This is a genomic window from Hungatella hathewayi WAL-18680, assembly GCF_000235505.1.
Lineage (GTDB): Bacteria > Bacillota > Clostridia > Lachnospirales > Lachnospiraceae > Hungatella_A > Hungatella_A hathewayi_A.
In genome coordinates, this window is record NZ_JH379027.1 from 2,948,808 (window position 1) to 2,973,622 (window position 24,815).

At 52.5% G+C, this 24,815-nt stretch carries 27 protein-coding genes; 1 reads left to right on the forward strand and 26 read right to left on the reverse strand.

Annotation, left to right across the window (positions count from 1 at the left end; all coding sequences use genetic code 11):
* Positions 1–13: 13 nt before the first annotated feature.
* The 4 genes from HMPREF9473_RS13215 to HMPREF9473_RS13230 form a co-directional block, all read right to left on the reverse strand.
* Positions 14–1,021, reverse strand: coding sequence for an NAD(P)H-dependent glycerol-3-phosphate dehydrogenase (locus HMPREF9473_RS13215; protein ID WP_006780628.1), 1,008 nt, complete (start codon positions 1,019–1,021; stop codon positions 14–16).
* Positions 1,022–1,081: 60 nt separating this feature from the next.
* Positions 1,082–1,714: a glycerol-3-phosphate 1-O-acyltransferase PlsY gene (gene plsY / locus HMPREF9473_RS13220; RefSeq protein ID WP_006780629.1), complete on the reverse strand. Its 633-nt coding sequence runs from the start codon at positions 1,712–1,714 to the stop codon at positions 1,082–1,084.
* 3 nt (positions 1,715–1,717) lie between these two features.
* Positions 1,718–3,046, reverse strand: a complete 1,329-nt coding sequence (gene der, locus HMPREF9473_RS13225; RefSeq protein WP_006780630.1) for a ribosome biogenesis GTPase Der — start codon at positions 3,044–3,046, stop codon at positions 1,718–1,720.
* A gap of 62 nt (positions 3,047–3,108) precedes the next feature.
* Positions 3,109–4,473: a DUF512 domain-containing protein gene (locus HMPREF9473_RS13230; protein WP_006780631.1), complete on the reverse strand. Its 1,365-nt coding sequence runs from the start codon at positions 4,471–4,473 to the stop codon at positions 3,109–3,111.
* 240 nt (positions 4,474–4,713) lie between these two features.
* On the opposite strand from HMPREF9473_RS13230, the gene HMPREF9473_RS13235 reads away from it, so the two are divergent.
* Positions 4,714–5,922 carry a ribose-phosphate pyrophosphokinase gene (locus tag HMPREF9473_RS13235; RefSeq protein ID WP_006780632.1) on the forward strand — a complete coding sequence of 403 codons (1,209 nt, stop codon included), beginning with the start codon at positions 4,714–4,716 and terminating at the stop codon, positions 5,920–5,922.
* 82 nt (positions 5,923–6,004) lie between these two features.
* Here HMPREF9473_RS13235 and HMPREF9473_RS13240 read toward each other — a convergent pair whose 3' ends face one another.
* The 22 genes from HMPREF9473_RS13240 to HMPREF9473_RS13345 form a co-directional block, all read right to left on the reverse strand.
* Positions 6,005–6,862, reverse strand: a complete 858-nt coding sequence (locus HMPREF9473_RS13240) for a hypothetical protein (protein ID WP_006780633.1) — start codon at positions 6,860–6,862, stop codon at positions 6,005–6,007.
* A gap of 21 nt (positions 6,863–6,883) precedes the next feature.
* Positions 6,884–7,642 (reverse strand): hypothetical protein, encoded by a 759-nt coding sequence (locus tag HMPREF9473_RS13245; protein ID WP_006780634.1) that lies wholly within the window; start codon positions 7,640–7,642, stop codon positions 6,884–6,886.
* A complete protein-coding gene (locus HMPREF9473_RS13250; protein WP_006780635.1) occupies positions 7,639–7,875 on the reverse strand; it encodes a hypothetical protein in 237 nt (78 codons plus the stop codon). The genes HMPREF9473_RS13245 and HMPREF9473_RS13250 overlap by 4 nt, the downstream gene beginning before the upstream one ends.
* Positions 7,876–7,893: 18 nt before the next feature.
* The gene (locus HMPREF9473_RS26245) at positions 7,894–8,592 is read right to left on the reverse strand and encodes a hypothetical protein (protein WP_006780636.1); all 699 of its coding nucleotides are present in this window, start codon (positions 8,590–8,592) and stop codon (positions 7,894–7,896) included.
* A 30-nt stretch (positions 8,593–8,622) separates the two neighbouring features.
* A complete protein-coding gene (locus HMPREF9473_RS13260) occupies positions 8,623–9,396 on the reverse strand; it encodes an SIMPL domain-containing protein (RefSeq protein ID WP_006780637.1) in 774 nt (257 codons plus the stop codon).
* Between the two features lie 142 nt (positions 9,397–9,538).
* On the reverse strand, positions 9,539–10,054 hold the full coding sequence (locus tag HMPREF9473_RS13265; RefSeq protein WP_006780638.1) for a hypothetical protein: 516 nt from the start codon (positions 10,052–10,054) through the stop codon (positions 9,539–9,541).
* Positions 10,048–10,620 carry a GNAT family N-acetyltransferase gene (locus HMPREF9473_RS13270; protein WP_006780639.1) on the reverse strand — a complete coding sequence of 191 codons (573 nt, stop codon included), beginning with the start codon at positions 10,618–10,620 and terminating at the stop codon, positions 10,048–10,050. Before HMPREF9473_RS13270 ends, HMPREF9473_RS13265 begins: the two co-directional genes overlap by 7 nt.
* A gap of 35 nt (positions 10,621–10,655) precedes the next feature.
* The gene (locus HMPREF9473_RS13275; RefSeq protein ID WP_006780640.1) at positions 10,656–10,904 is read right to left on the reverse strand and encodes a hypothetical protein; all 249 of its coding nucleotides are present in this window, start codon (positions 10,902–10,904) and stop codon (positions 10,656–10,658) included.
* A gap of 7 nt (positions 10,905–10,911) precedes the next feature.
* Positions 10,912–11,643: an XAC2610-related protein gene (locus HMPREF9473_RS13280; RefSeq protein WP_148552377.1), complete on the reverse strand. Its 732-nt coding sequence runs from the start codon at positions 11,641–11,643 to the stop codon at positions 10,912–10,914.
* Positions 11,644–11,674: 31 nt separating this feature from the next.
* Positions 11,675–12,337: a GNAT family N-acetyltransferase gene (locus tag HMPREF9473_RS13285; RefSeq protein ID WP_006780642.1), complete on the reverse strand. Its 663-nt coding sequence runs from the start codon at positions 12,335–12,337 to the stop codon at positions 11,675–11,677.
* 40 nt (positions 12,338–12,377) lie between these two features.
* The gene (locus tag HMPREF9473_RS26250; protein ID WP_006780643.1) at positions 12,378–13,211 is read right to left on the reverse strand and encodes a MerR family transcriptional regulator; all 834 of its coding nucleotides are present in this window, start codon (positions 13,209–13,211) and stop codon (positions 12,378–12,380) included.
* Positions 13,212–13,359: 148 nt separating this feature from the next.
* Positions 13,360–14,112 carry an alpha/beta hydrolase family protein gene (locus HMPREF9473_RS13295; RefSeq protein WP_157140218.1) on the reverse strand — a complete coding sequence of 251 codons (753 nt, stop codon included), beginning with the start codon at positions 14,110–14,112 and terminating at the stop codon, positions 13,360–13,362.
* Positions 14,113–14,206: 94 nt separating this feature from the next.
* Positions 14,207–15,184, reverse strand: a complete 978-nt coding sequence (locus HMPREF9473_RS13300; RefSeq protein ID WP_006780645.1) for a sugar-binding transcriptional regulator — start codon at positions 15,182–15,184, stop codon at positions 14,207–14,209.
* A gap of 128 nt (positions 15,185–15,312) precedes the next feature.
* Positions 15,313–16,776, reverse strand: coding sequence for a glycerate kinase type-2 family protein (locus HMPREF9473_RS13305; RefSeq protein ID WP_006780646.1), 1,464 nt, complete (start codon positions 16,774–16,776; stop codon positions 15,313–15,315).
* Complete coding sequence (locus HMPREF9473_RS13310) at positions 16,757–18,064, reverse strand: lactate racemase domain-containing protein (RefSeq protein WP_006780647.1); 1,308 nt, start codon at positions 18,062–18,064, stop codon at positions 16,757–16,759. Before HMPREF9473_RS13310 ends, HMPREF9473_RS13305 begins: the two co-directional genes overlap by 20 nt.
* 4 nt (positions 18,065–18,068) lie before the next feature.
* Positions 18,069–18,779, reverse strand: coding sequence for an ABC transporter ATP-binding protein (locus tag HMPREF9473_RS13315; RefSeq protein WP_006780648.1), 711 nt, complete (start codon positions 18,777–18,779; stop codon positions 18,069–18,071).
* A gap of 14 nt (positions 18,780–18,793) precedes the next feature.
* The gene (locus tag HMPREF9473_RS13320) at positions 18,794–19,570 is read right to left on the reverse strand and encodes an ABC transporter ATP-binding protein (protein WP_006780649.1); all 777 of its coding nucleotides are present in this window, start codon (positions 19,568–19,570) and stop codon (positions 18,794–18,796) included.
* Positions 19,571–19,589: 19 nt separating this feature from the next.
* Complete coding sequence (locus HMPREF9473_RS13325; RefSeq protein WP_006780650.1) at positions 19,590–20,537, reverse strand: branched-chain amino acid ABC transporter permease; 948 nt, start codon at positions 20,535–20,537, stop codon at positions 19,590–19,592.
* A gap of 15 nt (positions 20,538–20,552) precedes the next feature.
* The gene (locus HMPREF9473_RS13330) at positions 20,553–21,410 is read right to left on the reverse strand and encodes a branched-chain amino acid ABC transporter permease (protein ID WP_347508942.1); all 858 of its coding nucleotides are present in this window, start codon (positions 21,408–21,410) and stop codon (positions 20,553–20,555) included.
* Positions 21,411–21,519: 109 nt separating this feature from the next.
* Positions 21,520–22,755: an ABC transporter substrate-binding protein gene (locus HMPREF9473_RS13335; protein WP_006780652.1), complete on the reverse strand. Its 1,236-nt coding sequence runs from the start codon at positions 22,753–22,755 to the stop codon at positions 21,520–21,522.
* A 128-nt stretch (positions 22,756–22,883) separates the two neighbouring features.
* Positions 22,884–24,179, reverse strand: a complete 1,296-nt coding sequence (locus tag HMPREF9473_RS13340) for an enolase C-terminal domain-like protein (protein WP_006780653.1) — start codon at positions 24,177–24,179, stop codon at positions 22,884–22,886.
* 294 nt (positions 24,180–24,473) lie between these two features.
* Positions 24,474–24,800 carry a hypothetical protein gene (locus HMPREF9473_RS13345; RefSeq protein WP_006780654.1) on the reverse strand — a complete coding sequence of 109 codons (327 nt, stop codon included), beginning with the start codon at positions 24,798–24,800 and terminating at the stop codon, positions 24,474–24,476.
* Positions 24,801–24,815 lie beyond the last annotated feature (15 nt).

Genomic DNA, 24,815 nt, shown 5'->3' on the forward strand with positions numbered 1-24,815 from the left:
TGCAGTGGCTTTTTCACTCCCACATCATGGTGGAAGCCTCAATCGTCTTGTCCCGCATCATCAAATCCTTCACCGCATCCGCCGCCGGTTTCCCGTCGAAGAGGACCTGGTTGACCTGCTCGATAATCGGCATGGATATCTCATACTTTCTGGAAAGGGCCAGCGCCGCTTTGGCGGAATAGACGCCCTCCACCACCATTTTTACCTCCGCCATGGCTTCCTCCATGGTTCTGCCCTGGCCAATCAGGATACCGGCACGGCGGTTGCGGCTGTGCATACTGGCACAGGTGACAATCAAATCGCCGATTCCGGACAGACCGCAGAAGGTCTCAAACTTTCCGCCCATGGCGGTGCCTAACTTGGCTATCTCCGTGATGCCTCTGGTGATTAAAGCCGCCTTGGTGTTGTCCCCATAGCCCAGACCGTCGGCAATACCGGCCGCCAGGGCAATGACGTTCTTTAAGGAGCCGCCCAGCTCAATTCCCAGGATATCCGGGCTGGTATAGACACGGAAAACCGGGCTCATGAAGAGATTCTGGATAAACTCCGCCGTCTCCCTGTCCCTTGCCCCGGTGACACAGGTAGTAGGCAGACCACGGCTCACCTCCTCCGCATGGCTTGGTCCTGATAGAACCGCCACGTTGGCCATGGGAAGTTCCTCCTCAATCTGCTCTGACAGCGTCATCAGAGTGGACTCCTCGATGCCTTTGGCTACATTGACCAGAATCTGCCCATCCCGGCAGAACGGCTTCATGGATGCGGCCGTTGTCCTGGTGTAGATGGACGGGACCGCCAGCACCAGCAGGTCCTTGTCCGCCATGGCCTCCTCCAGGTTGTCCGTAAATATCATGGTCTCCGGCAGATGGACCCCTGGCAGTGTTCTGTGCTCATGGGTCTCTTTTAATTCTACAATCTCGTCCTTCAGTGCGGACCAAACCGTCACCTCATGACCATTGTTGTGAAGCAGAAGGGACAATGCGATTCCCCAGCTTCCTGCGCCAATCACTCCTGTTTTTGCCATACCTGCACCTCACATATTCTCAATCTTCCCGCACGGCGTCTCTTCCTACATAACCTGCGGTCACTTCTTACTTCCAATCTTATTCTCATTTCCATGGACCAGTCTGACGATATTGGCCCGGTGTCTCCAGTACGCGAGTCCCGTGACACAGGCCGACACTATGTAGAACTCGGTCAGATACTGGCTGGCGATACCGTAATCCCCTCTCCCGCCAAAGAATATCATCCCGGCCAGGAAGACGGTCACCACCACCAGAGAGCCCAGGGACACATAGCGGGTCACCGCCACAATGAGGATAAACAGAATCAGGCACACCGCCGTCACCCGCAAATCCATCGCCACCAGAAGCCCGGCGGTGGCTGCAATCCCCTTGCCGCCCTTAAATCCCATATAGAAGGGGTAATTATGCCCCAGAATTACTCCCAGCGCCGTGTAAAGCACCAGCAGGTTTCTCACATCCGGCTGTCCGCGGAACAGATAGCGGACAACCAGACATGGAATCAGCGTTTTCAAAAAGTCTCCAAAGAATACGGTGGCGCCGGCCTTCACTCCCATGACACGCAGCACGTTGGTACTGCCGGAGTTGCCGCTCCCCTCTTTCCGGATGTCCACATGGTGCATCCGGCTGTAAATATATCCGGTCTGTAACAGCCCGCAGGCGTACCCGGCTATCAGACAGATTATCCTCTCCATAAACTATGATTCCTTTCCGGAGCGCTCCCGGATGATAAACTTCAGGGAGGTTCCCCTGAACCCGAACGCTTCTCTGATTCTGTTTTCCAGATATCTGGTGTAGGAAAAATGCATCAGTTCTTTGTCGTTGACAAAAATCACAAAGGTAGGCGGCTTCACCGCTACCTGGGTAATATAGTAGAGACGGAGGCGTTTTCCCTTGTCAGACGGCGGCTGCTGAAGGGCAACGGCCTCTGTCATAATCTCATTGAGCACGCCGGTCTGAACACGGAGCGTCTGATTCTCACGCACCATGTCGATAGTCTCAAACAGCTTGTTTAATCTCTGTCCCGTCAGAGCGGAGATGAAAATGATTTCCGCATACTGCATAAATGACAGGGTATCACGCACTTTTCTGGTAAACTCATAGATGGTCTTGTCGTTCTTCTCGATGGCGTCCCATTTGTTCACGGCTATGATAACGCCCTTGCCGCGCTCGTGGGCAATCCCGGCGATTTTGGCATCCTGCTCGGTGACACCCTCGGAGGCGTCAATGACCACAACCACCACGTCGGCCCGCTCCACCGCCGTCACGGTGCGGATGATACTGTACCGCTCCAGCTCCTCTTTGATCTTATTCTTCCGGCGAAGACCGGCCGTGTCGATGAAGACATACTCGGTTCCGTTGTGCACCACCTCCGTGTCCACCGCGTCCCTGGTAGTGCCTGCGATGTTGGAGACAATCACCCGGTTCTCCCCGATAAGCTTATTGATAATGGAAGACTTGCCTACATTTGGCTTGCCCACCACGGCGATTCTCGGACGCTCGTCCTCCTCGTCCTCCACCTGCTCCATATCAAAATGTTTGGCCACCTCATCCAGCAAATCGCCGATGCCAAGTCTGGACGCCGCCGACACCGCGATGGGGTCGCCCAGTCCCAGATTGTAGAATTCATAGATGTCATTGCCAAACTTCTGGAAGCTGTCCACTTTGTTGACCGCCAGAACCATCGGCTTCTTGGACTTTCTCAGCATGTCCGCCACACGGAAATCCGCATCCACCAGCCCCTGTCTCACGTCCACAATGAAGATAATGACGTCGGCCGTGGCGATGGCGATCTCCGCCTGCTCCCGCATTTGGGACAGGATGATATCGTTGGTGTCCGGCTCGATACCGCCGGTGTCAATCAGTGTAAAATTCATATCCAGCCAGGTACAGTCGGCATAGATACGGTCCCTGGTCACACCTGGGGTGTCCTTGACGATGGAGATCGTGTCTCCTGCTATTACATTAAACAATGTGGACTTTCCCACATTGGGACGTCCGACAATTGCTACGATTGGTTTGCTCATGTTTGTTCTCCTTTATCTTCCCCTTACCGTTTCCGCCTCCGGGGATGTGGATTGCCCTGGGCTTACGCCTTGGGAATCTGTTTTGGCTCATATCCTTCGTAAATAAGACTGGTGTCTTCTTCCGGACTCAGCACAGCAGTCACGAAATCCTGACCGCTTGATTTTACAATATTCACCGGTACTTGTAAAGCTGTTTTTACCTCGTCCAATGTCACATCGTCCAGAAATACTTCCTCCCCGCTGCGGAACATGCAGATAGGCAGTAACAGCCGGCTTCCCAGGTTTTTCCCCTTCAACTGGCTGATTAAATCCTGTCCCGTGATCAGCCCGGCCACGGTGATGTTGGTTCCGAAAAACTCGTTGATGATTTTGTAGAGATGGATGGTCCTGTTGGGAAATTTCTCCCGGATGGACGATAAATGCTGCTCGATAAATGCATAGGCCAGGGCTCCGGTGGCCATGGAGATTTCCTCCTCGGAGTCATCGCCCTCCAGCTGCGCAAGCGCCTCCGTCACCTCCGTCTCCAAAAGACGCAGCATCCCGACGCCATTTTCCAGCTGGATGTAACCGTCATACCGCTCTTCCTCCGGAAGGGGGCGGCCGGCCAAAATATAGAACTCATCGCTGGCATGGATGAAATGGATGCCATGCTCCTCATAAATCTTCTTCTGCCACTTCTCTATGATATCGATGGTCCGCCCGGCGTCCTCCGCCGTGATGGGCTCCAGGGGATATAAGCCGTCCCGGAATTTGGACAGTCCCACCGGCACCACCGACACACTCTCCATACAGGGAATATAGTTGGACAAATCCCGGATACTGCGCTCCAGCTCGTCCCCGTCATTTACCCCTTTGCACAGCACAATCTGGCCATTCATCGGTGTTCCCGCTTCATATAGGGTGTCAATCTTTTTCAGCGCTTCCCCGGCAAACCGGTTATGAAGCATCTCGCACCGGAGCTTAGGATTGGTGGTCTGGACGGAAATGTTGATGGGCGCCAGCTTGAACCGGATAATCCGCTCGATATCCTTGTCGCTCATGTTGGTCAGTGTCACATAATTTCCCTGGAGGAATGACAGTCTGGAATCGTCATCCTTGAAATACAGGGTCTCCCGCATGCCCTCTGGCATCTGGTCGATAAAGCAGAAAATACATTTGTTGCGGCAGGAGCGGTACTCGCTCATCAAGCCATTTTCAAAGGTGATGCCCAAATCCTCGTAGTCATTTTCTATCTCCAGCTCCCACTCTTCGCCGTTGGCCTTCATGACCACCATCAGAATGGCCTCGCTGTTGATATAATATTGATAGTCGAAAATGTCTTCCAGTTCCTGGCCGTCGATGGTCATCACCCGGTCGCCCGGCTCCAGGCCCAGTTCTTCGGCGATGGAACCGGCATCTATGGACTTTATCAAATGTCCTTTTTTCATATCCGTATACCTTTCTATTTTTGTCTCCGGCGTGTGTCCGGAGGTTTATTTCGCATAATTCTACTGTTCTATGATAACAATATTACTAAATTTTGTAAAGGAATCCCGTCTTTTGTTTTTTTTCCCGAAATTGAGTAATGGGTATTGACGCTATTTGTCGAAGAATGGTATATATAGTATGGATAGATTTGGTTCGGTGCCTGGAAGCCCGGGCTCTTTGAATATGGAGGATTTTTCATCATGGCTAACAATTATGTTTTTAATGACTCTCTTCCGGTGGCTCCGTTAAAACTGGCTGCTCTGGAAAGCTGCAGGGAACTGGCAACACAGGTCAACGACTACATTGTGGAATTCCGCAGAAACGACATCGAGGAGCTGCTTCGCCGCAAAGCGGATTTGAACTACCGCGGCTACGATGTGGATTCCTACCTGTTAAAACTGGCCTGCCCCCGTTTTGGTACCGGCGAAGCCAAGGGACACATCATGGAATCAGTCCGCGGCGCGGATGTATTTGCCATGGTGGATGTGACTAATTACAGTATTCCTTATACGGTCAGCGGATATACCAACCACATGTCTCCTGACGATCATTTTCAGGATTTAAAGAGAATCATCGGGGCCAGCGTGGCAACGGCCCATCGGGTGAACGTGATTATGCCATTCTTATATGAAGGAAGACAGCATAAGAGAAGCAAGCGGGAATCTCTGGACTGCGCGATGGCGTTGGAGGAACTGACGAGGATGGGTGTCAGCAACATTATCACCTTTGATGCCCATGACCCGCGGGTGCAGAATGCGATTCCGCTGAACGGATTTGACAACTTTATGCCTACCTATCAGTTTGTGAAGACCCTGTTTCGGCATGACACGACGCTTCAGATTGACAAGGACCATCTGATGGTCATCAGTCCGGATGAGGGGGCCATGGACCGGGCGGTTTATCTGGCCAACAACCTGAGTGTGGATATGGGCATGTTCTACAAGCGCAGGGATTACTCACGGGTGATTGATGGGCGCAACCCCATTGTGGCTCATGAGTTCCTGGGGTCTTCGGTGGAAGGAAAGACGGTACTGATTATTGACGATATGATTTCTTCCGGGGAGAGTATGCTGGATACGGCCAAGGAGTTGAAGGAGCGCAAGGCCAGCAAGGTGATTATCTGCTGTACCTTTGGACTGTTTACCAACGGGCTGGCGAAGTTTGATGAGTTTTATGAGAAGGGGTATATTGACTATGTCATTACTACCAACTTGAATTACCGGCCGAAGGAGCTGCTGACCAGGGAATGGTATCTGGAGGCTGATATGAGTAAGTATCTGGCGGCGATTATCAATTCCTTTAACCATGATACCTCTATTGGGGCGGCGTTGTCTCCGACGATTAAGATTCAGAAACTGGTTCAGAAGTATCATGCGGATGGGTATGAGTATTTTGATATGATTCACTAGATTTGAATGATTTATAAAATCCCTTATGGCGCTGTGGTCATAAGGGATTTTTTTCTTTGTCTGTGTTTGTCTGTGTTACTCTTTATTCTGTGAGAATGGTGTAGGACGCGGTTCCGGAAAAGCTCCGGGTTTCCAGCTGGTCTCTGCTCCATTCGGCTGTCAGTTCGTAGACTTTTCCCGGCTGTAACTCTATGAGGGTTTTGTTTTCATAAACGGTTACGGACTCCTCTTTGCTCTCCGTGTCTCCAAGGTTGGAGATATCCCAGGCTGTCACGGTGATTTTGTCCGGCGGGATGATGCAGGAAACGCTGAATGGGATGGCATCCAGTCTGTTGTAGCTGGGGACTTTCAGGCGCTTCGTTTTTTCCATCGCCTGGTCCAGAGGATGGGCGCCGCAGGCAACTACCTCCTGGACTTCTTTGTTCTCCATGACGCTCCAGCTATAATTGCCGGACTGCAGGCGGAATTCGTTGAGGGCGGAGGACAACGGGTCTGTCAGGACGATTTCCGGCGCTGAGGTCAGAAGAATGTCCGGGACTGCCAGGGGCTCGCCGGTTCCTTGAGATTCGGCTGTTTTCGTTTCGCCTGCTTTGGTATCATTGATATCCCTGGTTTCATTGGTTTCCATGGCAGCGATATCCGTTCCTTTAGGGACAAATTCCGGCGGGACCATGTTTATCTTTAAGCGCTCCTCCTCCGGCATCTGGTGATACCGCTCCAGCCATTTTAAAGTGTCCTCGGAAAGTTCCGATATCGGATAGTATTCTCCCTCGTATTCTACGGCCTCCTCTTCCTGGGAGGATGACTCCGTGGAGTCGATAGAGGTGGAAGCTGTGGGCTGTGATGGGGGCTGGGTTTGAGTCTGGGTTTTCCCACAGGCCGTTATCAACAGACTGAGACCGGCCATCAGGACAAGGGCTGTTCTATCTTGTTTTCGCATAGGCGATTCTCCTTCCTTTTCTTATCCGGCTGTTGGGTTACAGAATGCGATGGCTCGGATGATACCGGTCTCATCTGCCATCAGGCCGGCGTAGAGGGGCATTTCCTCCCCGTTGTCAACCTGGGCTATCAGAATGGTCGGAAACTGCTCGCTCCACCCTTCCGGATAGGTTATGTTGTTCCATCGGTACAATGTGTTCTCCTCCTCCGGCCACTGAAAGTGATAGAGGCCAGGGAGGATGGTTTCCGCTTCCTCGATGCTCATTCCGGTGTGAATGCCACAGGACAACTCAATCTCCTGGCCGACTATCACGTAGTCGGAAAGCTCCTGAACGTCGCTCTCCGCTTCTCCAGTGAATCGATAGAAGAAATAGACGAACTTTTCATCACTGATGGTACTCCAGATGACCGGGCTGGCCGCGAAGGAGCCTTCCTCCTCCGTCACTTTTCCGACCGCTCTGGAGATGACGTCCTCGTAGCTTCTCTTCTCCGGAGGGGCTTCGTAAGCGAATTCATCCGCCTTGATAAGGGGCGGCTTTGCGACAGCCGCGCGGGGTTCCTCCAGATTCAGCGGCTGGATGGTGGTCTCCGGCTCCGCTGTTGTTTCTGTCTGTTCTGATGTGTGGTTCTCCGACACGTTTTCCACCGCCATGGTCTCTGTCTCCCCGGCAGTTTGTTTCCTGCCCCCACAGCCGTACAGTAGAATGGTCATGCATGCCAGCAAAAAGAGCACAGCCACCTGCCGGAGAATTTCTTCCAGTTTGCGTTTTCTTTGTCTCATGAATTCTCCTTTTCTGTTAAGACCTGACTGTCTGCACTTTCTTTCATTTCCAAGGAATGAATCCTTTTTTCCAACTCTTCTATTTTTTCTCCCTGACGGATATAAGAACTGATAATGCCGGACAGTATGAGTGCGATAATCACCAGTGCCAGATAAGGAAATATGGCAAAACTGAAGATACACAGATAACATCCAATCAGGCAGATGACAAATATTCCCAGATAGTTTTTCATATCATTTTACCCCCAGTTCTATTCCGCTGTTTTCCTGCCCCAGTACAGTTTCTCGCCGCTGAAATCCATCACAAGGTACTGCTTCTCTTCCACTGTCTCTAAGTGGAAGGTGCGGATTTCTTCTTCGTCGCTGTGGGGCTCGTATGGGGTGATGAGGACGCTGATTTCGTCACCTAAGATCTCCCCCTGGCCGGTTCCGCCGTTGCCGATACCGATATAGTAGGTGATGGCTCCGTCCGGCTGGATGGTCACCTCACCGCCATAGCCTGAACCGGTTCCGAACATTTCCTGAAGGGAGTGGTATTCCTTACCGGATTCCTCCAGATGGGCGTTTGTCACCTGCCCGTCTAACGTCCAGGTTCCGGCCGCCTGGGCAAAGAGTCCGTCTGTGGCCGTAGTGACGGCTGCGGGGATACTTTCATTGGACAACTGGGTTGTGTCCAACGCCTCCTGAGTGTCTGTCCCCACTGACTCAGACTGGGTATTATTTGATGAAGGCTGACTGTTTTCTGTGGATTCCGAACTGCTGTCATCCATGGGCTGGGACAACTCTGTCCCTGCTATGGAAGCCGGATTATCGTTCCGGCCGGAACCGGTCATCCAGCGCAATCCCACAACTACCACTGCCAGGATTGCAAACACAATGAATATCAGCAGCATCGTATGAAATATCCTGGAGTCTCTTTTCCGTTTCTGTCTCTCTCTGTTTGTCGTCATGTTAGAATCTCCTTACTGATAGGCATCCGTTTACTGAATCTGATAATCCACGGTGACTCTCGCCTCTATGGTGACCTCGCCCGGCATCACTGCCATATCTACGGCGGCTGCCTCTGTCTTGGCGGCGCCCGGTGCGCTGTATGTGGAATTCCGCACGGATGGATTGTATCCGCTCTCTTCCACGTTAAGAACCCCAATCAGGCTCTGTCCACTGGCCTCCGCCAGCGCTTCTGCCTTGGCCTTGGCGACCTCCATGGCTCCTTTTAATGCTTCCTGATACTTCTCATCATAACTGCTGGAGAAGTAATCCACCGAATCAATCCCGTTGACACCGGCGGCTACCGACTCGGAGATGATTCTACCGGCGTCGTCTAGCGGAATGTCCGATACGGTCAGTCTGGTGGTCATCTCGTAACCGGTGATCTCCTGTTGGGAGGAATTCCAGTTATAGATGGGATTCATTCCGTAGGAGGAGGTCTGAATAGATTTTTCCTCCACGCCGAGAGATTTCAGTTTCTCGATGGTATTAGATAAATCGGTGGAATTCTGTGTCTGGCACCCCTCCGCCGTATCTTTTCGTGTGGTGATGGCATAAGTAATCTTAGCCATATCCGGCACCACCTTCACTTCCTCCTGCCCGGTAACCGTCACTTTATTGACAGCGCTCTCCACATTCTGCACCGTCATCATGTTTGGAAATACCACGTTCGCCTCCCTGCCAGCACACCCGGTCAGACTGACGGCGACAGCCATCACAGTTATGACTCCCGCCGTATAAAAACTCTGTTTTGTTCCTTTTTTCATAATGATTCTCCTCTCCCTGATGCAATAAAAATATTCTTTGGTATCCTTATCTTACCAGAAAGAGCTTTATTTGGTATTTCTTTTTTCTTAAGTATCGATGCAATTTTTTTAATAATTTACTACAATTTTTGTTCGTATTATTTTATCGCAATTCTATGTTTACCTGATATTCCTCATCGATCAGCAGATACTCGTAGCCATACTGTCTGCACATGGCCAGATTTTTTGTATTATCTAAAATCAAGTTCTCACGAGTCAGCCAGGTATCATCTAATCGTTTTTCAACCGTATTGGCGTACTTTTGAATATCGGTGAAATGTCTGTTGATATAGTGCTCCGTCATGATCAGGCAGTAGTATCGGATATGCTCCAGGTAATTTTTGTCGAAATCCTGTTTCCAGTCAAAGGGGATATAGCAGCCTTCTATCACCAGGTTTTGTTGATTCTCAATCGCTGTCTTGGCCATCTCGCGAATGATTGGCCAGAGATAGGCGGTCAGCATATCGTCATCTTCCGGGGTCAGGTTTGTATGGCCGCTGCGAATCAAGCCCATCTTCAGATGGTCGATGGAGAGATAGGGATAATGGTATGTCTCCAGCAGTCTTTGCGCCAGCGCTGTCTTTCCTGTGTGGGAACTTCCCGCGATGAAGATTACCATACTGTCTCCTTCTTTTGGGGGAGGTAATATACCATCTGGATTTCATCCCGGTAGGTGCCATCCTTTAGTTTATAGGCTCTGGGGCGGATTCCTGTTTCCTGGAAACCCATTTTTTCATACAGATGTCTGGCTCTGGGATTGTCGGAGAAGACTTCCAGTTCCAACTGCTCGAAACCGGTATTCTGGGCCTGGGCTATGGTTTCCTGTAATATGATAGTGCCAAGACCCAGGCTGCAGACTTCCTCTCGGATGGAAATGCCGAAACCGGCGCGATGGCGGAATTTTATCAGATTCTGAATTTTCTGAACGCCGGCATTGGCTACCAGTCTGTTGTCGATGAAGGCGGAAATCATGAAGTCATCTTTGTCCTCAGCCAGCTTCTTTAAAAATGCCTGCTCCTCCTCCACTGTCATGGTAAACTCTTCCGGGTAGCGGGCCATGAAGTGGGTCTCCCCGGATGTTATCTGGATATGGCGGATGACAGCTTCCGCGTCTTCGGCGCCGGGACTTCTGAGAATTACGTTCTGGCCGTTTTTCAGGGTGATTTCTTTCTCTTGGATAATCATTTCAGGGGTCCTCCTTTTGATTACGTTTTGTATGTTTAATCAGCATAAATGCTGTAATCTGACATTTTACCGCCATTAAACAGGGTATTCCATTTATCCTGGTCAAGGCCCCAGTAGGAGTCGGGGCCATAGTGTTTTTGATAGAGGGTCTCAGAATCGTAGTCATGCTCCGTGTACTCTTCCCGAACCTGCCATCTGCCGTCCTTCCATATCTCATCCCGCCAGGTCCAGACTTCGTCGTCATTTTCATCCTGCTCCAGGGACTCGGTCAGAAATTCTGCCATGGTAAATTCATTGTCCTGGAAAGTAAAAATCCCCCCAGCTGTGGGACGCCGCCCAGTTTCTCCACTGGCTCCGCACAACCTTGGCCTCGTTGTCGATGGCTGGATTGGCAATGCCTGCAAAACTTGGGCAGTGGGTGAAGGTGGTGCCATCGCCAGCCGCAAGGAAGCATTTATAGGAAATAAATCCCTGATTGCCGAAATGCCCCAGGCACAGCAATATGTCATTAATACCATCAAAATTCACATCGTGCTCTAGGACTATCTCTGATGGGGGTGGGAAGGCACTCCCATACTCCTCATTTTCAATCTGCAGCACGGTAAGGACGTCCTCTCCATCCATTACAAGAATTTCCCAGTACATTTCCATGTCGTAATCCGATTTGCCTTCCTGGCATAGACGGAATACGGCATAGGAGTAATCGGTTCCCACTGACTCTCCGTAGTCAGCGATGGTGAAACCGTCTTTTATGGTAATGTAGGGGAGTAAGTCCTGACGGTAATGAGTGTCTTTTGCAGCATTCGTCTCCGTACCGTCATCTTCTTTGGCGTCTGTGGTGGAATATGGAGCAGATTCTACTCCCGGCTCTGCAGTCGAATCTGTGGTTGATTCTATGGTTGTTTCCGCAGTAGTTTCTATGTATGCAGGTACCTGGTCCGCCACTCCGTTTTTCTTCCCGCAGCCGGCAAGCAGAATGCAAAAACCAAGTACCGCTATTATCTCTCGTTTTCTATTGTTCACGTTATTTCCTCTAATTCCTGGTCTGCCAGGGTCATTGTGTTTTGAAATCATCTGCGCTTCTCTGCATTTCGATGACTTCCAGAAAACGTTTCTGTCCTGGGGTTCCAGTAAGGGTTTCTTTCTTTGGGAACTGGCGGTCGAATTCCATGGCGGCGGCTTCGTCAATAGCATAGACATCCGCCTCATAATAGCGGCCTTTGGCCTCTGCCAGTGCATGTTCGGACAGCTCACAGACCTGGAGGAATGCGGCGTACATGTTCTCGGCAGTTCGGATACCGAAGGTTTCTGCGGGCACAAAACCCTTTCCGGAGTAATAGTCAGGGTCGCCGCAGAGAACGATGGCCCGAAAGCCCATATCGCGGGCCAGATTCCGGGTGTATTCCATCAACTGGCTTCCAATCCCCATCTGCTGGTATTCCGGCAGGACCGCCAGCGGGCCCAGGGTCAGCACTTCGTATTCTGTTCCGTTATCCCCTTTGATAACGCCCCTTGCATAAGCCACGTTTCCGACAATCCTGCCGCCACACTCCGCAACCACGTCCAACTCCGGCACAAACGCCGGATTCTCCCTCATGACATGAAGCAGATAATGCTCACAGCACCCAGGTGCAAACTGATTCCAAAATGCCTCCCGGGTGACGAATTCCGTTTCCTGATAATCGGTGGGTTTCTCCTGCCTAAGTTTCAATTCCATATTATACACTCCTTTTCCACGATATAGAAATATCCGTGGTTCAACTATTACGATTTCGTTTGATTAATAACAATAGGGTTGAGATGGCAATCGTCAGGATCCATATCACGGTAAGCCAGTCCGGCCATTGGATATGGAAGATACGATTCAGTGGGATGACGGCCAGGGAAACGATGCATAACTGATGGAAACTCTCCAGCTTATCCCAGGATTTTGGGTCCGGCATTGATGTCAGAATACTCTTCTTTTTGGGGAGATAGAGGTCGGAATCATCCCCAATATTTTTCTTTGCCATCATACTGATAAGATAGTATGGCAGTGGCGACAGCATAACCACCAGTATATAGGTATTCTGCACAGTGGCCGGCACCTCTATCCTGAAAATAGCATGAATCGGTATCACCACCATGGAGACAATGCAGAGCATACACCATGTCATGGCCGCCCGCCGCAGTGTTCCCCAATTGTCTTTTTTATCCTGATTTGTCATTTGTCGTTCCCGCACTTTCAGAAGTTCCATTTTCACATCCAACGTGGATGGTTCCAGATTCTCGTATGCCGTATGCTGTTCCTTCAGTTCCCGGCAGACGGTCTGCACCGTCAAAAGTTCTTCTTTCTCTGTCTCAATTTCCTGTATTCTCTTATCCAGCAGCATTTCCATGGAGACCTCTCCATGAATCACCATGCGGATATCGGAGACAGAGATTCCGAGGGTTCTCAAACATTTAATTTTCTTCAATAATTCTATATCGTCCGCCGTATATTCCCGGTAATTGTTCGCCTTTCTGCCGGGTGTCAAAAGCCCTTCCGATTCGTAAAAGCGAATATTCGCCCTGGGGATTCCTACCTGCTGTTCTATCTCTTTAATCGTCATGGTTACCCCTCCTTTCTGCCCTGATTATAAAGGTTCAAGAAAGTTGAATGTCAAGCGGTATTTCAATATTTCTGAATACAAAAGCCAGGCCGCAGGGAAATGCTCCCGTTTCAGCCTGGTTGTCTGTTCAAATGGAATGTTGCCTTTCTCATCCAGCCCCAGTGATAAAATCCACATAGGCCCGATATACCCCATAATCGGTAATCTGCCAGTGGGCCATGTCGGGGAGTTCGTGGTAGGTGACCTGGCGGTTTAGGCGGCGCAGGCGGTCTGCCAGTTTGTCGCTGTGGAGGTGTTTGTGGACCTCGGTGTCCTTGGCGCCGGCGATGATCAGGTAGGGGATGTCGGGGAGATTGGCGGCGGTTTGGAGGGGGGAATGGGCGCGGATTTCCTCTTCGATGCCCAGAGGAGTGTCGATGAAGGCGCTTACGAGAGTCCTTGGGACATCCATCCGCTCCTGCCAGTGGGCGGCCAAATCGCAGACCGGGCTGTTGGCGTAACAGGCGGTGATTTTGCGGGTGCTAAACTGAGTGTACATGAGGGCGGCCTGTCCGCCCATGCTGTAACCGGTGGAGATGACCGGGGTATCTTCCGGCAGCTGGAAGCGCTGGAAAATGCTGTCCAGCAGCAGATTCGTGTAGGCAGCCGCCGCATGGTTCATCCAGGACCAGGGCGCTGTGTAGGGGATCACATACAGGATGTGTTTGTCTGTCAGTTCCAGCTCCAGTGGAGTTGGCTGGTCCAGCATCTGATACCGGTTTAAGCCCTGAAATTCCAGGACGATTCGCCGGATGTCTCCCTGAATCCGGCTGGCATTGTTGTGGCAGTAGCAGTCCAGATGCTCCTCAAAACGATACCTTTGCTCCATTCCATGTTCCAACATAGCACTATGTTCTGACACTCTCCCCACTCCTTTCTCCATCCTGTTCTCCGGTACACTTCCTCACTCTATGTTCCGTCACGTTCCCTATTCCATCTCAAATGTACTCTTTTTCTTACTCTTTCCACCTCATGGTGCTGTCCTCTTTATATATCTTCTCCTGGGTGGCCTTGGCGATGTCCTCGTCAATGACCAGAACATTGACCACGCCCCCTTTCAGCGCGGAGTACACCGCGTCAATCTTCTCTCTTCCCGCCGCGATTCCAATGCGGTACTCCTTTTGTTTCAGCGTCTTAAACGGCATGGCTATGGTTTCCTCGTCCAGCGCCTCATCGCAAATCTCGCCCTCGGTATTCAAAATATGCAAAAATGCATCCCCAGTAGCTCCCTTCTCGAACAGCTCCTGCATCCGTTCCTCCGACATGACGCCGCGGCTGGTCCAGAAGGAGGAGCGGCTCATATCGCCCAGGGTAAACACGGCGATGTTGGCCTCGGCGGCGTAATCCATCACCTCTTCAATGCATTTTTCCTTCAAAAACTGGGTTCTCAGCGTTTTTTCCTGTATCATAATCGGCGCCGGCAGAAAATAGGGGATACCCCCCAGCTTCTCCGCCATGTCCACGGCGCTGACGATACAGTAGGTGTTCTGATTGAAATTGGTGGGCATACCGGCGGCGGCAATCACCCGCATTCCCTCCAAATCCGTCCGGGGCAGAATCCTCTGTGACAGCACATACATGGTTCTGCCCCATCCGGTCACGATGGAATCTCCGCTCTTCAAAATGCTGTCCAGATATTTTGCCGCCGCGTCGCAGAGGGAGTTCAACGAGTTCTCCCCCACCTTGCTGGGGGTGACAATCACCCGGCGAAGCTGAAAATAGCTGCGGATAGTCTGTTCCAGACGGCTCTCCACCTGCAATGGGTCCTTGATTTTGACAGTCACGATATTCTCCTCTTTTGCCATCGTGAGCAGTTTTGAGACATAGGACCTGGACACATGTAACTGCTCCGCAATCTCCACCTGGCTGAACCCATTTTCATAATACAAGCGTGCCGCATTGACCACCAGTTGCACTTTGTTATAAGGAATCAAATTGTTACCTCCCGGTTTCCATATCTGTTTTTAATCATTTATCTATGGTCTTCCATAATTTTTCCATTCATTTTATTGTAATATAGAACGTGTTGCAAATCAACTCCAATCAACGGAAATACCCGCTATTATCCAGTTATCAACAGGACTGTGAGGTCATTTAGGCTGATATTCTGCCCCATATGGATACCAGAATTTAGTCTCCACAGAGGCTCGGATGTCCCGTGGTCCGCCAGCGCCTGATAGATATCGATTCCCATCTCCTTCGCCTGTCCCGCCGTAAATCCGTCCACCAGACCTCCGCCAAGACAGTCCGGAGCCGACGGAATATCCAGCCCTCCAGGGCCGTCCGTCCCGTCAGAATCCACGGAACCGATGACAATTCTTTCATTTCCTGCTATCTGCAGTGCGCAGGCCAGCGCAAACTCCTGGTTGCGGCCCCCGACTCCGTCCGCCTTGTCCACGGTCACCAGCATTTCCCCGGAGGAAAACAGCGCCAGGGGCGGCGCAAATGGCTCCCCGAACTCCGCCGCGTTGATGGCGATGGCAGACAACACTTTGGCGCACTGGCTGGCTTCCGCCTGCAAAAGCTGGGTCAGGACGGCTGTCCGGTATCCCAGTTTCTCCGCCTCCCTCCTGGCCGCCGGCAGGAAATGTTCCCCGTCCGGCATGATTCCAAACACCCGGAATCTGGTGTTTTGGAACTGCTCATATTTGATGGTCTCTTTCTCCGGGTCCGCCCGTCTGATAAACGCCCCGATGCTGGCCGGGCAGTCCTCCCACCCGTTGTATTTATCCATAATCCGGGCCGCGTCGGCAAAGGTGGAGCCCTCCGGCAGATTGTGCAGCCACACATTTCCCTTCAGCAGTCCCTCGTAATCATGGCGGGGTTCCTGGATGACATGGTGGTTGGCGTCCGTCATCACCAGATGAATCTGCCGGGCTTTCTGAAAGAGCATGGAAATCTTGCCGCCCTTCAGCTTGTCGATGTGGTTGCGGATGGCGTTCAACTCGATGGTGGTGACGCCTTTTTCTATCTGCATGATCCTGGTCAGCTGTTTGACGTCCTCCAGGGTTATCCCGTCCTCCGGAAGGGTCAGAAGGGAGCTGCCGCCGTTTCCAATGACGGTGAATACCACGTCCTTTTCCGTGACTTTGCCTGCCAGCTCCACTATCCGCTCACAGCCTCTGACGCAGCCCTCATCCGGCACCGGATGGGCGCCGTAGGTGACGTGGACCCGGTTCAGTATCAGCTCGTCACCGTGCTTTGCGATGACCTCGCCGCCGCTCAATCGGTCGCCGATGATTTCTTCCAGGGCTTTGACCACCCGCTGGACGCCTTTGCCGGCTCCCACCACATAGATGTGCTCCACCTGGTTTAAGTCAAAAATCTCCTCCCCGGCATCCGGGTCATGCTCCGCCTCAAACAGAGGATTCCCCACGTGGAGAAACTGCCCCTCCCGGCGAAGGAGGCGGCAGGTGTTCTGATAGGGGTCCGCCGCCTGTAAACCAGCTTCCATGATGGCCAGGACATCCCGGCGTCCCTTCTGATTGCCGGTGGACACCAGCTGGTCAGCATTTACGATTCTCATCTTTGACCTCCCTCCAAATCAGGTTCCCGTCCTCCTCCGTCAGCGGTCTGGCATCCCCCAGAATACGCAGCTGCCCGTTTTGCTCCGCTTCTTCCTTCAGCGCCTCCGAGACATACATGGTATGTAAATCCGCCGTGTTCTTGATCCACACAATCCTGGCATCAGGAAGCGCGTCCCGGCGGATGCAGGTGTACATGCAGAACTTCAGCGCCAGCATATCCGTCTCCATCACGGCCGGAAGCCGGATGCCCTCCGTGTCACGGCAGGTCACGCCGTTGATATAGATGGGGGTGAAATCAATTTTTTCGTACATCCGTCTGGTGATGGCGTCCGCATTGCCCATGCCGGCGGCATTTCCATCGGATTTATCGGTCAAGTCCAGGACGGCGATCTTCTCGGCGTTTGGCCAGAAACGTCCCAGAACGCAGGAGCGCCCCGTGATGTTGGGGTCCATGCCCGCCCCGCTGATCTCCTTTCCCATCTGGCTGATGAGCAGCACATCCAGGTTGTCAAAGGGAATCCTTGGCATCAGAGATTTGGACAGTTCCAAAAGCTCCGGCTCTCTTTTTAGAATCTGGCCGGCCGGTACCGCTTCCACATGGGCCAGTCTGTGTTCCGCATTTTCAATGACTCCGATTCCCAGGAGGATGGGGGCTTTGTCCAGTATCACAGCGCCAAATTCCAGAAGGTTCTTCCCCATATTGGGAAATCCCAGCTTGTGGCAGATGGATGCGCCGTGCTGTTTTCCCAGGCCGATGACAATCATTTTCATGATACCGCTCTCCACCGGGCCTCTGAAATCGGTGTGGGCCTTGATGCGTCCGATGGGGATAATGTGGTCGGCCTCGAAGGCCAGTTTGTCAATGCACACGTCAAAGCCATTCTCCGTCTCGCCTATCTTCACCGTATCCATGCAGGAGCGGATGGGGGCGCCTGTGCTCTCTTCGGTCACGCCAAAATGGCGCAGCACCTCCTCCTGCCCCTCCGCCGTCGCGCCTCCGTGGCTGCCCATGGCCGGAATGATGAACGGCAGGCCGCCCCGCTCCTTCACCATCGCTGCCACCGTCCGGAGTATCGTCACCATGTCGGTGATCTCCCGGCTTCCGGCGGTAATCGCCACCGTGTCGCCCGGATGTATCTCCTCCATGGAGCCACAGCCGGCCAGCTGTTCTCTCACCGCCTGTTCCGTGTCCGCTATCCGCGGCTGTTCCAGCCGGTACTCCACCGGGATAAAACGCGGCGGCTCCACCTCCCGGAGCAGTTCCTCAAATCGTTCTCTTACCTCCATCGTATCACCCTCCCAAATATGCCTTCTTCACCTCCGGGCTGGCCATCAGTTCCTCGCTCCGCCCTGACGTCTTGATCACACCGTTTTCCATCACGTAACAGCGGTGGGAAATGCTCAAGGCCGCAAACGCGTTCTGCTCCACCAGAATCACCGGCAGTTTCTTCTCCTTGTTGATTCGCACGATGACGTCAAACATTTCCTCCACAATCACCGGCGCCAGTCCCAGGGACGGCTCGTCAAACATAATCAGCTTCGGCTCGCTCATCAGTCCTCTGGCGATGGCCAGCATCTGCTGCTCGCCGCCGCTTAGGGAGCCGGCCAGCTGTTTTCTCCGGTCCTTCAGCCTGGGATAAATGTCATACATTTCCTCCAGAAGAGACTGGTATTTGGCCTGGCTGTACCGCTTGGAGAACGCCCCCATTTCCAGATTGTCCTCCACGGAAAGCTCTGGGAAGACTTCCCGTCCCTCCGGCACATAGACAATGCCCTTTTTTACCACCTGGTCCGTCTTTAGGTGGTTGAGGGACTCTCCATTAAACAGGATGTCCCCTGATTTGGGGTGGATGATTCCCATGACACTCCGCATCAGTGTCGATTTTCCCGCTCCGTTGGCACCGATAATCGAAACAATCTCCTGCTCTCCCACCTCGATGCTGACCTGGTGCAGGACATGTACCTTCCCATAGTGGGAATTTATCTCTTTGATCTGTAACATACGCGCCTCCATTCTCAAGCCTTCTGCTGATATCTGTCTCCCAGATACGCCCGGATTACTTCCGGATTGTTCTGGATATCCACCGGTTTCCCCTCGGCAATCTTGGAGCCAAAATTGATGACCGTAATTTTGTGGCTGATATTCATGACCACGTCCATGTTGTGCTCAATCAAAAATAAATCAATGCCGTTGTCAAATATGTGCATCAGAATCTCGATCAAATCGCGGCGCTCCGACGGGTTCAAGCCGGCCGCCGGTTCATCTAACAGAATCAGTTTCGGCCTGGTCATCATGGTGCGGGCCAGCTCCACCATCTTCAACATGCCGTAGGGAAGTCCCCCTACCTGTCGTTTGGCGATGTCCTTAAGTTTCATGGATTCCAGTATCTCCTCCGCCGCCTCCTTGAGCGCCTTCTCCTCCCGGTTGGCCCTTCCGATATCGAAGAAGAAGCTGGCGATGCCCGCTTTGGCGTAGGCCATGTGGCCTCCCACCATAAGGTTTTCCTCCACCGTCAGGGCGTTGAACAGCTTGATATTCTGGAAGGTGCGCCCCAGCCCTAATCTTGAGATTTCGTGGGTTGATTTGCCGGTTATCTCCGTTCCCTGAAAGAGAATCTGCCCCTCCGTGGGTGGAAATACTCCGTCAATCATGTTGATGGTTGTGGTTTTTCCGGAGCCGTTAGGCCCGATGAGGGCGTGGATGGAGCGTTCCGGCATCTCGAAACTCAAATCATTGACCGCAACCAGACCTGCGAACCGTTTCGTCAGGTTTTTTATCTCTAATATATTCATATTGTCACCCCGCCTGCATTTATTTTCGCTTCTTGTTGATGGTGTTGATGATTCCGCCGGGCATGAAGATGGCGCACAGCAGAATAATCGTGGAATAGGTTATCTGGTAATACTCTCCGAAGAAACGCAGGAATTCCGGCAGCATGGATACGATGACCGCTCCCAGGATGCATCCCCACATGTTTCCCATGCCTCCCACCATGATCATGACCACGAAGGATACCGACAGATTCAGGGTGAAGGTGGAGGCATTGATGTAGGTGGAGTAATGGGCGTACAATCCGCCCGCCACACAGCCAAACACCGACGCCAGGGTAAATGCCACGATTTTAATCTTGGCGGTGTTGATGCCGCAGGTTTCCACCGCGTCGATATTGTCCTTGATGGCGATAAACGCCCTCCCCCATTTGGAATGCATAATCCGGTAGGTAATGATGGCGAACAGTATCACAAATGCCAGGATAAAGTAGTAGTTCTGCACCTTGCTGGTGATGGCGTAGCCGAAAATGGTGTAGGGCGGAATATTTCTGACGCCCTGGGCGCCGCCGGTAAAATTGGTCATATTGTTGGCCAGCTGCCGCACCACCTCACCGAAGGCGATGGTCGTCAGGGACAGGTAAACGCCCTCCAGACGGAAACTGGGGTAACCCAGGCCGATGCCGATTAAAAATCCCATGGCGATGACCGCTATCATGGCGAGCCACGGAGAGATGCCCGTCTTGGTAGTCAAAAGGGCCGAGGTGTAAGCTCCCAGGCAGTAGATGCCGGCCGTCCCCAGGTTCATCTGGCCGGTCATGCCGGTGATGAAGTTTAACCCAAAGGCGATGATGATATAGATAAGCGCCAGGCAGAACATGGTCACATAGTAGGTGTTGGTGACAATCTGCGGAAGCAGCAGCGCCCCTATGACAGCCAGGACAAACCTGTATTTCTTTATTTTGTTTAATGTAATCTTGACTTGATTCACTCCATGTCCTCCTTCCTACCGTTTCTTTCCCAGAAGCCCGGACGGCTTGACCAGAAGAACGATAATCAGCACCACAAATGCCACCACGTCCTTAAAGGTGGACGGGAATACCATGCCGGCGATATTTTCCGCGATCCCAAGGGCCAGGCCGCCTACGATTGCTCCCGGCAGAGAGCCAAACCCTCCCACCACGCCGGCCGCGAAGCCTTTTAAGGAAATCATGGTGGCCATGGAGGAGTTGACGCTGAATACGGGGATGACCGACATGCCAAGGGCGCCGCAAATGGCGAAGCTGATGGCAACGGTGATAGCCATATTCTGCTGGACATTGATGCCCATCAGGGCGGCCGCCGTTTTGTTGGAGGCGACGCAGCGCATGGCTTTTCCTGTTTTTGTCTTTCTCATGAACAGCTCCAGGGCCGCCACGATCACGACGGATATCAGGATGATATAGAGATAGGCTTTTGCCACCACCAGACCGCCCAGACGGAAGGTGCCGGACATGAATCCCTTGACGGTCATGGCCTCCGGCCCGTAATACAGTCTGACAGCCTCGTTGATGATATTTCCCATCATAACGGTGGCCATAATCGCGCAGAGGCGGCTCATGTGGCGCAGCGGAATGAAGATGGTGAAGGCAATCACCACGCCAAAGAGCGCCATGAGAATCAGGGTTGCCACCACGCCGGGAACCATTCCCGTCCCCAGATTCAGCATCATGGTTCCCGCAAAGATATAGGCGCCCAGCATGATGACCTTCTCATGTCCAAAGTTTAAAAGCCCGGAGGAGTTCCAAATCAGGGTATACTCCACGGCCGTCAGCGCATACACAAATCCCATGGCGATGCCGCTGACCAGTAACTGTAATGCCATTGTCAACACGTAAATCCCTCCTGTCTCAATTTTATTTCCAGGTTTTATGTAAGGAAGGGCCGGCACAATTGAAACACCTCCTTGCACCGGCCCCTCCTATCGATACCGCCTATCGAATGACGTCGATATACTCAATCTTCAAATCTCTGCACTGTGCCAGAATAATCTCGGATATCATCTCACCGTCCTCGTTGGAGGTCAGATTTCCCACGATTCCTTCCACATCTTTTGTCCCCAGGAGCGCCTTGCTGAGCGCTTCCCCGTCGGTTGTGCCGGCCCGCTCGATAGCGTCCGCCAATGCGTAGGTGGCGCTGTAATAGGCCGCGCAGTGAAGGTCCACGCTCTCATCCGTTCCGTATACCGCGGTGTATCTCTTGATAAAATCCTGTACCTTATCCGTAGGATTGTTGGTCAGGAAATCGGTGACACAGTACCAGCCTTCCACCCACTCCGGGTCCAGCTGGGCCAGACAGGAATCCACGGCCAGGGACGGGTTGGTGATGGTTGGAACGGTCAGCCCCAGCTCAAACATCTGTCTTGCCACGATGGGGTATGCAGCTTCCGTGGCCCAGATTAAGGCCGCGTCACAGCCCTCGTTGATGCATTTCAAGATCTGGGAGGTCACGTCGGTGTCCTCGTTGTTGAAGGACTGGACACAGTAGGAAACGCCTACGGAATCAAAATATCCGGATGCCACCTGCATACCGCCGGTGCCGAAATCATCGCTGCCGTAGAGAATGGCTACCTTGGTCGCCTTCAGGCCGTCCACCAGGTAAGCCGCCGCTGCCGCCGCCTGAAGGGTGTCGGAAGCACGGATTCTAAAGAGGTAGTCGTTGTCAACATCACTGACAAACTTCGGGCTTGTTCCGCCCACCAGCATGGGAACTTTGGCGTCCTTGATAATGGATTCGACGGCCAGTCCCAGGGAGCTGTAATGGGGACCGATGATGCCGGCCACGTGGTTGCTGACCAGTTTGTTGGTAGCGTTGATGGCGATGTCCGTGGTGTTGCTGCAGTCCTGCACATCAGCCTCCAGCTGACGGCCAAGAACGCCGCCATTGGCGTTAATCTCGTCGATGGCGAGAAGGATGCCGTTTCTCATGTGCTCGCCGTTTAAGGGATAGCCGGTCAGGGTAGCCAGCACGCCGATTTTGATGGTGTCGCCGGACGCGGCGGGCTGTGGGACGGCTGTTGTGGATTCTGTGTTCTCTGTTCCGGATGCGGCTTCCGCTTTTGTATCAGGCGGCGCCGTCTCGCTGGATTTGGGCTGGCTCTGGCAGGCGGTGAGCGTGAAGGCCATCGTCATTGCCAACAACATGGATGCTGCTCGTCTTACTTTTTTCATAGATAAATCCTCCTTTTTATGATTTCCCCATCGTGTTTCTGATTCCCTTTTATACTGCTGTTTTTTACATAACTGTTTTTATACTGCGATTCTTACGCCTCTATGTATACAGTATTTTTTGCGCTTTCTTAACGCTTTCTGTATGGCGCGAATCGTCTGCCCTGAAGGCCGGCGGTGCCGGAGAAACGGGCTTTGCTTCCCAGTTCCTTCTCAATCTCCAGGAAGCGGTTGGCTACCAGACCGACGGCCATCTCTCTCACGGCGCAGGCGTTGATTCCCACGCAGTAATCCGCGATGGCGGCTCCTTCGCCCCGGCTCTCACATGGCATGACGCCGTAGCCGTTGCGGTAGGCCAGCTGTACCATCTCCAGGGTTTCGCTGATGGTGCCTACCTGGTTGACTTTCAGAAGCACGGTGTTGGCGGCTCCGATGGAGGCTCCGTAGGCAACGCGGGACGGGGTTGTGGTAAATAAATCGTCCCCAACAATCTGGATATCCACGCGTTTTACCAGCTCGGCATGGCTCTCGTAGTCATCCTCGAAGAACGGGTCCTCAATGATGACAAAGGGATAGTTGGCTACGGCATGCTCATACAGTTTTAACATGTCTTCTTTTGTCTTTGGCTCGGCGGAGAAGAGGCCGAAATATTTTTCCTGTTTCCTGTCGTAGTAGCAGTCGGACGCCACATCGACCTGGATGCCGATCCGGCCTTCGTATCCGGCTTCCTGGATGGTCTTTGTCATCAGGGCCCACAGTTCCTCATCGCTCTTAAAATGTCCCTCCGGGATGATGTATAAGTCGTAGTAGTTAGGTGGGTAAATCCCCATCTTCTTCATAGTGGTGCGCCACCGCTCCTGAACCTCCCAGCCGGCGTAGGACGCCTCCGAGAAGGAGTCAAATCCGTGGCACATGAAAGAGTAGGTTGGTTTCGGGTCCGGTGTTGTCACACCGCCGCCGTACCGCTCGTGGCCTGCCGCCGCCGGAACTCCGGGTACCGGAAGATAGATGGCGTTGGCGCCGCCGATATGGCGGTATAGCGGGATTCCCAGGCTTTCCGCTCCTGCTTTTAAGGCGGCTGCGGACACTGCGGCGATGGCGTTGCCGCCGATATTCTCTTTCGCCTCCGGACAGATGCCCAGCATGGCCTGGTCGATGGCGTACTGGTCGGAGGCGTCCATGCCGATGAGCACGGGAGCGATCTTCTCCTCGATGGCTCTCACCGCATTTTCCACTCCAAGTCCACCCCAGCGCTCGCCGCCGTCGTAGCAGAATTTCACCTCATGGGAACCGATGGAGATACCCGCCGTGCAGACCGCACGGCCAACCGCACCTCCCTTCGTCTTCACAACCGCTTCAATGCCCGGATGAAACCTCCAGGTGAATACCTGCATGGCTGTTACTGAGACAATTTCGTGTTTTGACATAGTTGAACCTCCTCCTTTTTGTGGTGATTGTGTTGTGGATTAATTCTTGAATGTTTAAGCATTTATGTTTGTTTGTCATATTTGTTATTATTAAAATGGCAAATGTGACTATCGATGAATAAAAAAGGACATCACAAATGTCTTACCATTCATGTGTCCAATCTCATCGTCTCCAAAACACAATTTATTATTCACTTTGTATATGTTTGATAATAACATATGTGATTTGTTTTGTCAACTATGTTAATATATTTTGTTTCGTTATTCTTTTTTTGTGCATTGTAACATATGTTCCTACTTTTTTCGGTACTTCTTTTCTATGACTGTCACATAGATAACCATGGCCGCTATGGCCTCCGCCATCATTCCCACGACCGACAGAAGAATCAGGGCGGAATTCTGTCCGCCCAGCAGCGGAGTCCCCAACAGAACGAAGACCACGCCGTACACACACCACAGCTTGCCGACGGCCCGGTTGTATCCCTTCACATCCTCCACCGGAAACACATCGGTGTTGGCCCAGAAGCCGAAGGGCGCTTCCTTCTTCGAAAGAAACGCAGAAATCCCCAGCCCAACAAACAACAATCCCATAACCGCCCAAATGATGAATCCCAGAAGCATGTGATTCTCCTTTCC